The sequence below is a fragment of the Burkholderia stabilis genome, from assembly GCF_001742165.1.
Lineage (GTDB): Bacteria > Pseudomonadota > Gammaproteobacteria > Burkholderiales > Burkholderiaceae > Burkholderia > Burkholderia stabilis.
The window spans coordinates 2,620,441-2,632,494 of sequence record NZ_CP016442.1 but is presented as its reverse complement, the minus strand read 5'-3'; the positions used below and the strand labels follow the sequence as shown (position 1 = coordinate 2,632,494).

Sequence of the window (12,054 nt, the reverse complement as noted above, 5' to 3'; positions counted from 1 at the left end):
GGCACTCGTCGCATCGCCGCGATTATCAACAACCAAGCGTCAATCAAATTCCGTAACGCGGATTTATCAATACCCGGTGCGCGCCTATAGTCACAGACAAACCCTTTTCGCAGGCCACCACCATGAACCGCTTGCCTTCGCTCTACCTGTCCCACGGCGCCCCGACGCTGCCGATCGACCCGACGCTGCCGTCCGGTGCGTTCACGCACCTCGGCGCCGAATTGCCGCGCCCGCGCGCGGTGCTGATGCTGTCCGCGCACTGGGGCACGCAACAGCCGGTCGCGAGCATCGCCGCGCATCCGGAGACGATCCACGATTTCTACGGCTTTCCGCGCGCGCTGTACGAGATCCGCTATCCGGCGCCGGGCGCCCCCGACGTGGCCGAGCGCGCGGCCGCGCTGCTGGACGCGGCCGGCATCGCGACCGCGACGACCGAACATGGCCTCGACCACGGCGCGTGGGTGCCGATGCTGCTGATGTTCCCGGAGGCCGACGTGCCGGTCGCGCAGTTGTCGATCCAGCCGCGCGCGGATGCGGCCCATCACTTCGCGCTCGGCCGCGCGCTGCGGCCGCTGCGCGACGAAGGCGTGATGGTGATCGGTTCGGGCCAGATCACGCACAACCTGCGCGCGGCCGATTTCGGCGCGGCGCCCGAAGATGCGGACCCGCGCGTCGCGGAATTCACCGACTGGTTCGAGGCGAAGCTCGCTGCCCGCGACGTCGACGCGCTGCTCGACTACCGCCGGCAGGCGCCGCATGCTGCGCTGATGCACCCGACCGACGAGCATCTGCTGCCGGTGTTCACAGCGCTCGGCGCGGCGGACGACGATTACCGGCTCGGCATCCAGTCGCTCGGCACTTACCAGCGCGTGCTTGCGATGACGAACTACGTGTTCGCGAGCGCGGCGGCCTGAGCGCCGCGCGATAACCGCCTGCCACAAACAAAAAGCCCGCCCGAGCAACGCTCGGGCGGGCTTTTTTTGCTGCTCCCTGCCGCCGCCGAATCCGGCAGCAGGTCAGGCGTCAGGCACCGACCCCTTCGAGGATCTCGTCGTGCGACTCGCGCTCGTCGAGATACTTGGTCCGGTAGCCCGTATTCACGCCCCAGAAGTAGAACACCAGCGCGATCGCCGCGACGACCAGCATGTCCCAGCCGTACGGCAGGTAGCCGTGACCGCCGAATTCCTTGCTGCCGATCAGCGACAGCACGGCCATCGTCGGCAGGTACGCGACCAGCCACCATGCGGCCTTCAGGTCCTCGCCCCAGCCGGTCCAGCCCGACTTCGCCTGGAAGAAGAAGTACACCGGCAGCGCGACAACCATCAGCAGGATGATTTCGCCCGTCAGCGGCCACTTCGCCCAGTACAGGATCAGCGATGCGCAGACGAACGCGAACGGCGCGATCAGCTTCATCAGCGGAATCGACAGCGGACGCTCGATGTCGGTCGCCGCACGGCGCAGCGCCATCAGGCTGATCGGGCCGGTCAGGTACGAGATCACCGTCGCAACCGAGATCACCGCCGCGAGCGAGCTCCAGCCGCGGAAGAAGAACAGGAAGATGAACGACACGAGCAGGTTGAACCACATCGCCTGGCGCGGCACACCGTAGATCGGGTGCACGTTGCCGAACATCTTCGGCATCGTGTTGTTGCGCTCCATCGCGTAGATCATCCGCGTGGTCGTCGCCATGTAGGTCGTGCCGGTGCCGCTCGGGCTGATGAACGCGTCGACGTACAGCAGGATCGCGAGCCAGTTCAGGTTCAGCGCGATCGCGAGTTCCGCGAACGGCGACGAGAAGTTGAAGTGCGCCCAGCCCTTCGCAACGTCGGCCGGATTCACCGAGCCGATGTAGGCCATCTGCAGCAGCACGTAGATCACGAGCGCGATCAGGATCGACGAGATCACCGCGAACGGCACGCTGCGCGACGGATTGCGCGCTTCACCCGCGAGGTTCACCGGACTCTGGAAGCCGTTGAACGCGAACACGATGCCGCTCGTCGCGACCGCGGTCAGCACGGCCGACCAGCCGTACGGCGCGAAGCTCGCATTGGATGCGGTGCCGAGGTTCTCCGAGTGGAAGCTCGTCAGCATCAGGCCGAGGATCGTGAGGCCCGGGATCAGGAACTTGAAGATCGTGATCGCGGTGTTCGCACGCGCAAAGGCTTTCACGCCCCAGTAGTTCAGCATGAAGTAGATGACGACCAGCACCGCCGACAGCAACAGGCCGGGTGTCGTCAACTCGCCGTTCACGAACAAGGCGTGCGCCCACGGATACGGCCACGTGCTCATGTACTGGATCGACGCTTCGGCCTCGATCGGGATCACGGAGACGATCGCGATCCAGTTGACCCATGCGCTGATGAAGCCCACCAGCGAACCGTGCGAGTAGCGCGCGTAACGCACCATGCCGCCCGACTCCGGGAACATCGCGCCCAGTTCGGCGTACGTCAGGGCAATCGCAAGAATCACGACAGCGCCGATGATCCAGGCGCAGATCGCCGCCGGACCAGCGATCTTCGCGGCCTTCCAGGCGCCGAACAGCCAGCCCGAGCCGATAATCGAACCCAGCCCCGTCAGCATCAATGCAAACGGGCCGATGTTCCGTTGAATAGAACTCTTCACATCCTCTCCTGTGTCTCAAAAAGCATGGTCGGCCTGCGGTCCGGGATCGGCTCGGACAGCACCGCGCACGCATTCTTGGGGGGACGCGCCACCCGATCAGGGCAACCCGTCCACGCGGCGCGTAGTTTAACGGTTGCACCTCGAACGTGGCGCCAAAATCGTTCAGCCCCTACAAAAAATTCGCATCGCTTGCAAGCTTTGTAAACCCGATCTCCGCAATAACCCTGAGTGCATGGAAATACGGTTGACCACACGATCGATTAGCCGTATAAAGGACTTCGCAGGATTTCAAGCGGCGAGTGAATTGGTTCTTTCGTAGTTCGCCCATCAACGGTACTCCGGTTGGTCCTATTACCCCTTCCTTGATTTTCCGCACCCCATGGGCTTCGGCCCCGTTTTATCTTTTTAGGAACAAGTAACATGGCAACCGGTACCGTCAAGTGGTTCAATGACGCAAAGGGCTTCGGCTTCATCACCCCGGAAGGCGGCGGCGACGATCTGTTCGCGCACTTCTCGGAAATCCGCGTCGAAGGCTTCAAGACGCTGCAAGAAAACCAGAAGGTTGAATTCGAAGTGAAGACGGGCCCGAAGGGTCTGCAAGCTGCGAACATCCGTCCGGTCTAAGCTTGGCGCGATAATTCGTGTAAAAAAGCCCCGCTTCGGCGGGGCTTTTTGTTTTTATGCGCCAATTCGGCGCGATGGCAATACAACCGTTCAGCCAAATAACCGCTGCGCGTGAATGCCCAGTCCCGTCGCAACGCTCGCAAGGCGGTCGCCGAATACCGGCTGCGCATCCGGGAATGCGCCCGCGAGCGCACCCGACAGGAATGCGAGACCCGTCGAGCCGCCGGTGAAATACAGTGCGCCGACATCGCGCGGCGCGATGCCCGCGAGCCGCACCGTCTCGCGCGCGGCGTCGACGATGCGCGCGGTGTCGTCGCGGCTCGCATCGACGAGGCGATCGGCATCGAACGCGATCAGCAGATCTTCTTCCACGTCGTTCAGGTCGATCATCGTCTCCCCGCCAGCCGCCACGCCGATCTTCGCTTCTTCCGCGCGCGCCATCAGCGCATGCCCGAGCCGCTGCTCGACCACATTCGTGAGCCGGTCGTACTGCCGCACATCCTGGTAAAGGTGCTTCATCAGCGTCAACTCGCCGACCCGCTTCGGCGTGTAGACCGTGTTGATCAGGTGCCAGGTCGCGAGATCGAAGTAGATCTTGTTCGGCAGTTCGCGCCCTTCGGGATCGAGCGAACGGTAGCCGAACGCGGGCAGGATCGCGGCCAGTTCGACACGCCGGTCGTAGTCGGTGCCCGCGACGTGCACGCCGTGGTGGGCCAGCACGTCGTCCTTGCGCTCGAGCCGCGCCATCCGCTCAGGGCCAACGCGCACCAGCGAAAAGTCGGACGTGCCGCCGCCGATGTCGGCCACGAGCACGAGGCGTTCGGCCTGCTGGCGCGATTCGTAGTCGAACGCGGCTGCGATCGGTTCGTACTGGAATTGAACGTCCGCGAAACCGACCGATTGCGCGGCGGCCTCGAGCTGATCCTGCGCGAGACGGTCGGCGCGCGGATCGTCGTCGACGAAGAACACGGGCCGGCCGAGCACCGCACGGCCGATCGGCGCGCCCGCGCGGGCCTCCGCCTTGCGCTTCAGGTGCGTCAGGAAGCGCGCGATGATTTCGGTGTACGCGATCGCACTGCCGTCGCCGAGATCGGTCGTCGTTTCCGCGAGCGGCGAGCCGAGAATGCTCTTCATCGAGCGCATCAGCCGGCCGTCGAAACCGTCGATATAGGATGCCAGCGCCGCACGGCCGTATTCGACCGTCTCTTCGTCGTTGTTGAAGAAGATCGCGGTGGGCAGCGTCAGGTGGTCGCCCTCGACGGGCGCGAGGCGCATGCCATCGCCGTCGGGCAGCGCCACGGCGGAATTGGACGTGCCGAAATCGATCGCGCAGTAAGTCATGGGAAATTGCCGCAGCAGGGCCGGCGCGAAAACGGAAAGGACGGGCTTTTTAACATGAAGCCCGCGGGATCACAACCGGGGCCGGCCATCGGTGCCGCGCAACGGGCGCCGCTGGTAACGGCGCGCGGGTTCGCGCGCCGGGAGCAAGCGGCCGGGATGCGCGACGCAGCCCGCCCGCCGGACAGGGTCAGGCTGCCGCGTCGAAGCTCTTCTTCCACGCGCCCGCATACACGACTTCGCCGATCGCATGGCGCGTGCGCGGCGCCTTCTCGCGATCGCGCAGCACCGGATCGAGCTTGTCGACGTTGCCGTAGTGGCCGATCGAGATGATCGACAGAATCGCGACGTCGGCCGGGATCGCGAACGCGTCGCGGAACGCCTTCGCGTCGAAACCGCTCATCTGGTGCGCGGCGAGGCCCAGCGCGTGCGCCTGCAGCACCAGCGACATTGCGGCGGCGCCCGCATCGTACAGCGCGGTCGGCGCCGGCTCGCCCTTCGGCGTGAGCGTGTGCGCGGTCGCCGCGATCAGCACCGGCGCCGGCGCATTCCAGCCCTGGTTGAACGGCACCAGCGTCGCGAACGCGCGTTTGAATGCGTCGTCGTCCTGCGTGCGATCGAACACGATGAAGCGCCACGGCTGCGCGTTGTAGGCCGACGGTGCCCAGCGCGCGGCTTCGAGCACCGCGTGCAGATCGCCGGCGCTGACGGGCTCATCCGAATACGCGCGCGGGCTCCAGCGGCCCGCGATCAGATCGTGAATCGAAACAGTGGTGGGAGCAGGTTTGACGGACATGCGGTTCCTCGCTGACATCGATGAAGGGGCGCGAACGCCCGGCGAACCGCAAGCATACCCGCTTGAGCGTTTGCGCGCCCGATCCTCCCGCGCTATGCAAATCGCCATCCGTGCATTGGCCGGCCGCACGCCGCGCGGCCGGCCGGGGCGCCGCGTTCAGGCCGCCTGCGCGGTCGCGCGCGACGGGCCGCGGTTGATCCGCAGCACGATCAGCGCGCCGACGATGCACAGCCCGCCCGAGATCATCGACGCGATCGTATAGGTTCCGAGACTCGCGCGCAACAGCCCCGCGCCGAGCGCCGCGAACGCCGCACCGAGCTGGTGGCCGGCCACGATCCAGCCGAACACCACCGGCGCCGCAGCCTTGCCGAACACGTCGGTCGCGAGCCGCACGGTCGGCGGCACGGTCGCGATCCAGTCGAGGCCGTAGAACATCGCGAACAGCGGCAGCCCGAAGAAATCGATCCCGAACGCGTGCGGCAGGTAGATCAGCGACAGTCCGCGCAGCCCGTAATACCAGAACAGCAGCACGCGGTTGTCGTAGCGATCGGACAACCAGCCCGACAGCGTCGTGCCGAACAGGTCGAACACCCCCATCGCCGCGAGCAGCGACGCGCCCTGCACTTCGGTCATCCCGTAGTCGCTGCACATCGCGATCAGGTGTGTGCCGACATAACCGTTGGTGCTTGCGCCGCAGATGAAGAAACTGAAGAACAGCAGCCAGAAGTCGCGTGAGCGGCTCGCCATCAGCAGCGTGCGGAACGCGACCGCGAGCGGGTTCTCCTTCGTCGCCTCGGGCGCGGGCGGCGCATCGGCCGGCTCGCCGTACGGGCGCAACTGCACGTCGGCCGGCCGCTCGGGCAGCAGGAACGCCACGAGCGGAATCACGATCGCGGCCGCCACTGCGACGACCAGCACGACCGGCCGCCAGCCGTGGTGCTGCGCGATCGCCGCGAGCATCGGCAGGAACACGAGCTGGCCGGTGGCGGTGCTCGCGGTCAGGATGCCCATGATCAGCCCGCGCCGCGCGTGGAACCAGCGCGTGACGAAGGTGGCCGACAGCGTCAGCGCGACGACGCCCGTCGAGCAGCCGACCATCAGGCCCCAGATCAGCACCATCTGCCAGCTCTGCGTCATCATCGACGACAGCGCGACGCCCGCACTCATCGTCACGAGCGCGGTGAGGATCGTCGGGCGCAGCCCGAAGCGCTGCATCGCGGCGGCCGCGAACGGGCCCGTCAATCCGTACAGCGCGATGTTCACCGAGATCGCCAGCGAAATCGTCGCGCGGCTCCAGCCGAGCTCGCGCTCCAGCGGCACCATCAGCACGCTCGGCGTCGCGCGTGTGCCGGCCGCCGCCAGCAGGATCAGGAATACCACCGCCGCCGCGAGCCATCCGTAGTGGAAGCGCCCGCCGATTCGTGTCACCGCCCAATTCATCTTCGTGTTCTCCAGTTGACGGACCCGGCGCCATCGCGCCCGCGCCGCCCCACCCAGTCAGGCCACCTCCGCCGCACGCTGCGTCGGCTGACCCGGGCCGACGCTTGGCATTTGTCTGTTGATCCGGACGGCATTGTTACCGATCGGTCACAACTGTGTTGCGATCGTAGTTACCAGTCGGTAACATGTCAAGCAATTCATCACGCAGTCGAGGGTCATCATGTCCGGCATCGAAGTCGCCAAACCGCTTGCGCGCCGCACGCGCCGGCCGATCGACGGCGCGACCGCGCAGGAGCACCTGCTGCGCGCCGCCGAGGAGCTGTTTTACAAGGAGGGGGTTCGCACGGTCGGCATCGAGGCGGTCGTGGAACGCGCGGGCGTCAACAAGATGAGCCTGTATCGCCAGTTCTCGTCGAAGGACGAGCTGATCCTCGCGTACCTGGAGCGGATGGACGCGTGCTTCTTCGAGCGTCTCGACACGAGCGCCGCCAAGCATCCGGGCCAGCCGAAGGCGCAACTGATCCAGTATTTCGTCGATCTGGCCGAGCGCGCGACGCAGAAGGACTATCGCGGCTGCCCGTTCGTCAACGTCGCCGCGGAATTCCCGGATGCATCGCACCCGGCGCGCGAGCGCGTCGCGCAGAACAAGGAACAGTTGATGAAGCGGCTCGTCGCGCTATGCGAAGGCGCCGGCGCGCGGCAGCCGCAGGCGCTCGCCGATGCGCTCGCGCTGGTGGTCGAAGGGATCTACGCGGCGAGCCAGACCTATCGGCACGGCGAAACGCCAATCGGCATCGCGCCCGCGCTCGTCACGCAGTTGATCGAAGCCGCATGCGCATGACGGGCCGCGCGCGTCCGCACCCGGCGCGCCCGCTACAATGCGGCCCTCACCGCTCTTCCGCCTGGCTGGTTTCCCGATGACCGATACCCGACCCGAATCGCACGACGACATCCTCGCCGCCACGCGGCACTGGCTCGCGCGCGCGGTGATCGGGCTCAATCTGTGCCCGTTCGCGAAAAGCGTCTACGTGAAGGAGCAGGTGCGCTACGCGATCAGCGAAGCGACGACGCTGGAAGACGCGCTCGCCGAGCTCGAAACCGAGTTGCGCGCGCTCGACGCGGCGGACCCGCAGCAAGTCGACACGACGCTCCTGATCTTCCCGCACGCGTTCGCCGATTTCGTCGACTACAACGATGCGCTGTTCTTTGCCGACCGGCTCGTCCGGCAGTTGAAGCTCGACGGCGTGCTGCAGATCGCGAGCTTCCATCCGCAATACCGGTTCGAAGGCAGCGAAGCGGACGACATCGAGAACTACACGAACCGCGCGCCGTACCCGATCCTGCACCTGCTGCGCGAGGACAGCATCGCGCGCGCGGTCGACGCGTTCCCGGACGCGTCCGCGATCTACGAAAAGAATCAGGAAACGCTGCGCCGCCTCGGCCACGACGGCTGGCGCGAATGGATGCGCCGGCCGGGCGACGACGTCTGACGCGCCGCGCGGCGCGCCGGCCGCCCGCGCGTCAGCCTTCGGCGGGCTCGACGGCTTCGCCGCCCGCCGCCGCGGCTTCCGGCACGAAGAAGCGCGCATTGAGTTCGGCAAGCCCGAACATCCCGAGGATCTCGTTCAGCCGCTCGCCGGGCCGCCGGCGCGGCAGGTTCTTGTACTGCGCGATGATCAGCTCGTTCTTCATCGAATGCTCCCAGCCGACCAGTTCGGTCACGCTGACCTGGTAGCCGTGCGCTTCGAGCTGCAGGCAGCGCAGCACGTTGGTGATCTGGCTGCCGAATTCGCGCGTATGCAGCGGATGCCGCCACACCTCGGTCAGCGCGCTCGCGAGCGACTTGCCCTTGTTCTTGCGCAGCACGCCCGCGACTTCCGCCTGGCAGCACGGCACGAGCACGATGTGCTGCGCGCGCTTCGCGAGCGCGAAGCGGATCGCGTCGTCGGTCGCCGTGTCGCACGCGTGCAGCGCGGTGACGACATCGACCGTTTCGGGCAGCTTCGGCGACGTGATCGAATCCGCGACCGACAGATTCAGGAACGACATGCCGCCGAACCCGAGGCGCGCGGCGAGCTCGGCCGAGCGCGTGACGAGCTCTTCGCGCGTCTCGATCCCGTACACGTGCGACGCGAACGCCGGCGTGCCGTGCCCTGCCTGCTGCTTGAAGAACAGGTCGTACAGGATGAAGCCGAGATACGACTTGCCCGCGCCGTGATCGGCGAGCGTCACGCCGCCCTTGTCGGCCTGCACGCCGGCGAGCAGCGGCTCGATGAACTGGAACAGGTGATAGACCTGTTTCAGCTTGCGGCGGCTGTCCTGGTTCAGCTTCCCGTCGCGGGTGAGGATGTGCAGTTCCTTCAGCAGCTCGATGGACTGCTCCGGACGGATTTCGTAGGTCTTGTTCGACATCGTGAAGCGGCGCCGGGCCACGGTCGGTCGACCACGGCCCGGCGGCGGGAATTCGTGAGGAATGGCGACAGTTTACCGAAAATACGCGGTCAGGCTCGTGCGCCGAGCCGCCAGAGCGACGTAACCTCGGCGCGACGGGCCGCATGCAGCGGATCGTCGGCATCCGCGGACTTCGGGTGGGCCGGGCGGATGTCGTCGCGGCCGAGCACGACGAGGCCTGCCTCGTCGATCCACTGCAGCAGCGTATCGCGCGGCCGCAGGCCGAGATGTTCGGCGAAATCGGACAGGATCAGCCAGCCCTCACCGCCCGGCTCGAGATGTGCAGCGAGCCCCGCGAGGAAGCCGCGCAGCATGCGGCTGTCGGGGTCGTAAACCGCGTATTCGATCGGCGCGCTCGGCCGGGCCGGCACCCACGGCGGGTTGCAGACCACGAGCGGCGCACGACCGGCCGGAAACAGGTCGGCCTCGACGACGTCGACGCGATCGGCATGACCGAGCCGCGCGAGGTTCTCGCGCGCGCAGGCCAGCGCACGCGCATCCTGGTCGGTCGCGACGACGCGCTCGACGCCGCGCGACGCGAGCACGGCCGCCAGCACGCCGGTACCCGTGCCGATGTCGAACGCCAGCGAAGTCGTCGGCAGCGGCGCGTGCGCGACGAGTTCGACGTATTCGCCGCGCACGGGCGAAAACACGCCGTAGTGCGGATGGATCGGCGCGCCGCCGAGCGCCGGGATCGGCACGCCCTTCTTGCGCCATTCGTGCGCGCCGACGAGGCCGAGCAGTTCGCGCAACGACACGACCGACGGCGCGCCGCCGGGCCCGTACGCCTCCTCGCACGCGGCACGCACGTCGGGCGCGCGGCGCAGCGGAATCGTGTAGTCGGCGTCGAGCGGAATCAGCAGCATGCCGAGCGTGCGGGCGCGCTGCGACTGTGCGAGACGATGCAGGTTGAACGCGTCGACGCCGGCCGCGGCTTTCGCCTTCTTCGGCTTGCGCTCGACACGGCGCGCCATCGCCTGCACGAGCTGGCGCGCATTCTGGAAGTCGCCCTGCCAGACGAGCGCGGTGCCCTCGCAGGCAAGGCGGTAGGCCGCGTCGGCGGTGAGCTGGTCGTCGGCGGGCACCGCGCGTTTGGGCGGCTGCACACCGGCTTCGGAGCGCCAGCGCACGGCATGATCGGCGCCGTCGGCGTCGGTCCAGTGGAAAACGGGGAAATCGGTCACGCGAACTCGGTTACGGTTGGCTTCAACGGGCGGCGAGAATTCACCGCGCGGCCCACACCATACCGCGCTTTGCCCGACCCGGCAAAACAGGCGCCGCGACGCCCGCCCGAAGGCGTTCGCCGCGGCGCAACCATCAGTCGATCACGCGAGATCGAAGGTTTCCGCGCCGGGCGCATCGCGCTTGACGGCGGCAATACCGTTCTCGCGACCTTGCACCTGCTGGTACGTTTCGCTCGTGCCGATGACCTGATGGTTTGCCGCTTTCAGGTTGAACATGTGCTCGCCGTTGTGTGCGCTCTTGCGCTCGTAACGCTCATCCAGCGGCGCATTTTCACGGACGGACGCAATCCCGTTTTTCGCGCCGCCTTTCTCGTCGTAGCGCTGGCTCGCGAGGATGATCTCGCCGTTCGCCGACTTCAGGTGGAAGAAGTACTGACCGTTGGTGGCTTTCTTGATCTCGAATTTTGCTGCCATGTGGTTGCTCTCCTAAAAGGACGTCCGACCCTCGGACACGGATCAGTGTAGGAGCCGCACCGGCAAAAATCGACCTCGCGCCAGGATGAAGGTTGAAGACCGTCAAATGGTCAATTTTTGGTGACATTTGAGCGACGTTGTCCCGAGCAGCGCGCTCTAGCCGCCCCACCCCGGCATCGTCGGCATGCGCAGCGTGCCGGCATCGTTGAAGCGTACGGTGCCGAGCACGCCGCCCGCGAGCCGGCCGCGCAGCGCATACGGCAGCTCGCCGTTCGCCGCCGCGCCGGGCAGCTTCCACGCCTGCCGTGCGGCCGCGAATGCCGATACGGACACCGGCACGTCGAGCACGGCTTCGCCGAAACGCGGCACGGTGCCCGAGCGATCGCTGACGCCGCTCGCGAACGGCGTGCCGTTCAGGTCGAGCGCGACCGAGATGCCGTCGTATTCGATCGGCGCATCGTTCGGGTTCTGCACGCGCAGCTTCAGGCTGAAACGCATCTCGAGCCCCTGCCCGACGAGCGGGTCGAGCCCGGCGACCGTCACGCTCACGGGGTCGCGCGTCAACCCCGCGCAACCGCCGAGCAGAAGCACGGCGACGAACAGCGGCAGCACGGCGCGCAGCGGCGCGATACGGAACAGGGTTCGTGGCATGGGAAGGCCTCCTGGCGGCAATCGGTGAGCGGGTCGTCGCTGCATTGTACCGAGCACGCCCGCGCACGCCGGATTTCGTAGTTTTCGCATGCCGGCAAGATCGTTAATAGATTAAAACTACGAAATCATCAGCTAAACGGAAAGCGAATTAATGACTCCCAGCATTCAATGAAGCGCGCAGAAATCAATAGGCGCACTTTCTAAATTTTTCGTTTCCTTTACCTAAAACCATCAAGTATATTTACGCATCCTTCGAGCAGGCCGACAAACCTTGATGCCGCATGACGGCGATTTTACGGAATGGCGACACGCCTTCCTTCCGTCCTGCGGACTGGCCCGGCCAGCCCCGTAGGTCGTCGGTTCAAAGGGATTGCGCGCCCGTGCAGGGCGTGCGGCCCCGTGTCGTGCGCGCGAATTCAACCCAGTACAACACGCGCCCGTCCATTTTGAACCGGCAAGTTAACCGACATCCGG

The 12,054-nt window shown here is 66.3% G+C and carries 12 protein-coding genes; 4 read left to right on the top strand and 8 right to left on the bottom strand.

The genetic code is table 11. The features are described 5' to 3' along the window. Nucleotides 1-122 precede the first annotated feature (122 nt). Nucleotides 123-914, top strand: a complete 792-nt coding sequence (locus BBJ41_RS12300; protein ID WP_069746626.1) for a DODA-type extradiol aromatic ring-opening family dioxygenase — start codon at nt 123-125, stop codon at nt 912-914. A 109-nt stretch (nt 915-1,023) separates the two neighbouring features. Here BBJ41_RS12300 and BBJ41_RS12295 read toward each other — a convergent pair whose 3' ends face one another. Further along, nucleotides 1,024-2,622, bottom strand: a complete 1,599-nt coding sequence (locus BBJ41_RS12295; RefSeq protein WP_069746625.1) for an APC family permease — start codon at nt 2,620-2,622, stop codon at nt 1,024-1,026. A gap of 420 nt (nt 2,623-3,042) precedes the next feature. Here BBJ41_RS12295 and BBJ41_RS12290 point away from each other — a divergent pair, with 420 nt between their 5' ends. Continuing rightward, entirely contained in the window at nt 3,043-3,246 is a 204-nt protein-coding gene (locus BBJ41_RS12290) for a cold-shock protein (protein WP_006477070.1), read from the top strand. Between the two features lie 90 nt (nt 3,247-3,336). Here the strand turns inward: BBJ41_RS12290 and BBJ41_RS12285 are convergent, their stop codons facing one another. The 3 genes from BBJ41_RS12285 to BBJ41_RS12275 all read right to left on the bottom strand — a co-directional run bounded on the left by BBJ41_RS12285 (nt 3,337) and on the right by BBJ41_RS12275 (nt 6,820). After that, nucleotides 3,337-4,587: an Hsp70 family protein gene (locus BBJ41_RS12285; RefSeq protein ID WP_069746624.1), complete on the bottom strand. Its 1,251-nt coding sequence runs from the start codon at nt 4,585-4,587 to the stop codon at nt 3,337-3,339. Between the two features lie 187 nt (nt 4,588-4,774). Then, complete coding sequence (locus BBJ41_RS12280) at nt 4,775-5,380, bottom strand: nitroreductase family protein (RefSeq protein WP_069746623.1); 606 nt, start codon at nt 5,378-5,380, stop codon at nt 4,775-4,777. 156 nt (nt 5,381-5,536) lie between these two features. Further along, nucleotides 5,537-6,820, bottom strand: coding sequence for an MFS transporter (locus tag BBJ41_RS12275; protein ID WP_069746622.1), 1,284 nt, complete (start codon nt 6,818-6,820; stop codon nt 5,537-5,539). Nucleotides 6,821-7,040: 220 nt separating this feature from the next. Here BBJ41_RS12275 and BBJ41_RS12270 point away from each other — a divergent pair, with 220 nt between their 5' ends. Both BBJ41_RS12270 and BBJ41_RS12265 read left to right on the top strand, forming a co-directional pair. Then, nucleotides 7,041-7,661 (top strand): TetR/AcrR family transcriptional regulator, encoded by a 621-nt coding sequence (locus tag BBJ41_RS12270; protein ID WP_069746621.1) that lies wholly within the window; start codon nt 7,041-7,043, stop codon nt 7,659-7,661. A gap of 76 nt (nt 7,662-7,737) precedes the next feature. After that, the gene (locus BBJ41_RS12265) at nt 7,738-8,310 is read left to right on the top strand and encodes a DUF1415 domain-containing protein (protein WP_069746620.1); all 573 of its coding nucleotides are present in this window, start codon (nt 7,738-7,740) and stop codon (nt 8,308-8,310) included. 31 nt (nt 8,311-8,341) lie between these two features. On the opposite strand, the gene BBJ41_RS12260 is transcribed toward BBJ41_RS12265, so the two are convergent. The 4 genes from BBJ41_RS12260 to BBJ41_RS12245 all read right to left on the bottom strand — a co-directional run bounded on the left by BBJ41_RS12260 (nt 8,342) and on the right by BBJ41_RS12245 (nt 11,580). Then, nucleotides 8,342-9,232, bottom strand: coding sequence for a class I SAM-dependent methyltransferase (locus tag BBJ41_RS12260; RefSeq protein WP_069747675.1), 891 nt, complete (start codon nt 9,230-9,232; stop codon nt 8,342-8,344). Between the two features lie 89 nt (nt 9,233-9,321). After that, nucleotides 9,322-10,455, bottom strand: coding sequence for a methyltransferase (locus BBJ41_RS12255; RefSeq protein WP_069746619.1), 1,134 nt, complete (start codon nt 10,453-10,455; stop codon nt 9,322-9,324). 141 nt (nt 10,456-10,596) lie between these two features. Beyond that, nucleotides 10,597-10,929 carry a YegP family protein gene (locus BBJ41_RS12250; RefSeq protein ID WP_069746618.1) on the bottom strand — a complete coding sequence of 111 codons (333 nt, stop codon included), beginning with the start codon at nt 10,927-10,929 and terminating at the stop codon, nt 10,597-10,599. Nucleotides 10,930-11,085: 156 nt separating this feature from the next. Beyond that, on the bottom strand, nt 11,086-11,580 hold the full coding sequence (locus BBJ41_RS12245; RefSeq protein ID WP_069746617.1) for an LEA/WHy family protein: 495 nt from the start codon (nt 11,578-11,580) through the stop codon (nt 11,086-11,088). Nucleotides 11,581-12,054: the final 474 nt, after the last annotated feature.

Bases quoted from the DNA above. Each gene is read 5' to 3' on its own strand.
- BBJ41_RS12275 (WP_069746622.1), bottom strand. From the start codon at position 6,820: ATGAATTGGGCGGTGACACGAATCGGCGGGCGCTTCCACTACGGATGG.
- BBJ41_RS12270 (WP_069746621.1), top strand. From the start codon at position 7,041: ATGTCCGGCATCGAAGTCGCCAAACCGCTTGCGCGCCGCACGCGCCGG.
- BBJ41_RS12300 (WP_069746626.1), top strand. From the start codon at position 123: ATGAACCGCTTGCCTTCGCTCTACCTGTCCCACGGCGCCCCGACGCTG.
- BBJ41_RS12280 (WP_069746623.1), bottom strand. From the start codon at position 5,380: ATGTCCGTCAAACCTGCTCCCACCACTGTTTCGATTCACGATCTGATC.
- BBJ41_RS12260 (WP_069747675.1), bottom strand. From the start codon at position 9,232: ATGTCGAACAAGACCTACGAAATCCGTCCGGAGCAGTCCATCGAGCTG.
- BBJ41_RS12290 (WP_006477070.1), top strand. From the start codon at position 3,043: ATGGCAACCGGTACCGTCAAGTGGTTCAATGACGCAAAGGGCTTCGGC.
- BBJ41_RS12250 (WP_069746618.1), bottom strand. From the start codon at position 10,929: ATGGCAGCAAAATTCGAGATCAAGAAAGCCACCAACGGTCAGTACTTC.
- BBJ41_RS12245 (WP_069746617.1), bottom strand. From the start codon at position 11,580: ATGCCACGAACCCTGTTCCGTATCGCGCCGCTGCGCGCCGTGCTGCCG.
- BBJ41_RS12265 (WP_069746620.1), top strand. From the start codon at position 7,738: ATGACCGATACCCGACCCGAATCGCACGACGACATCCTCGCCGCCACG.
- BBJ41_RS12285 (WP_069746624.1), bottom strand. From the start codon at position 4,587: ATGACTTACTGCGCGATCGATTTCGGCACGTCCAATTCCGCCGTGGCG.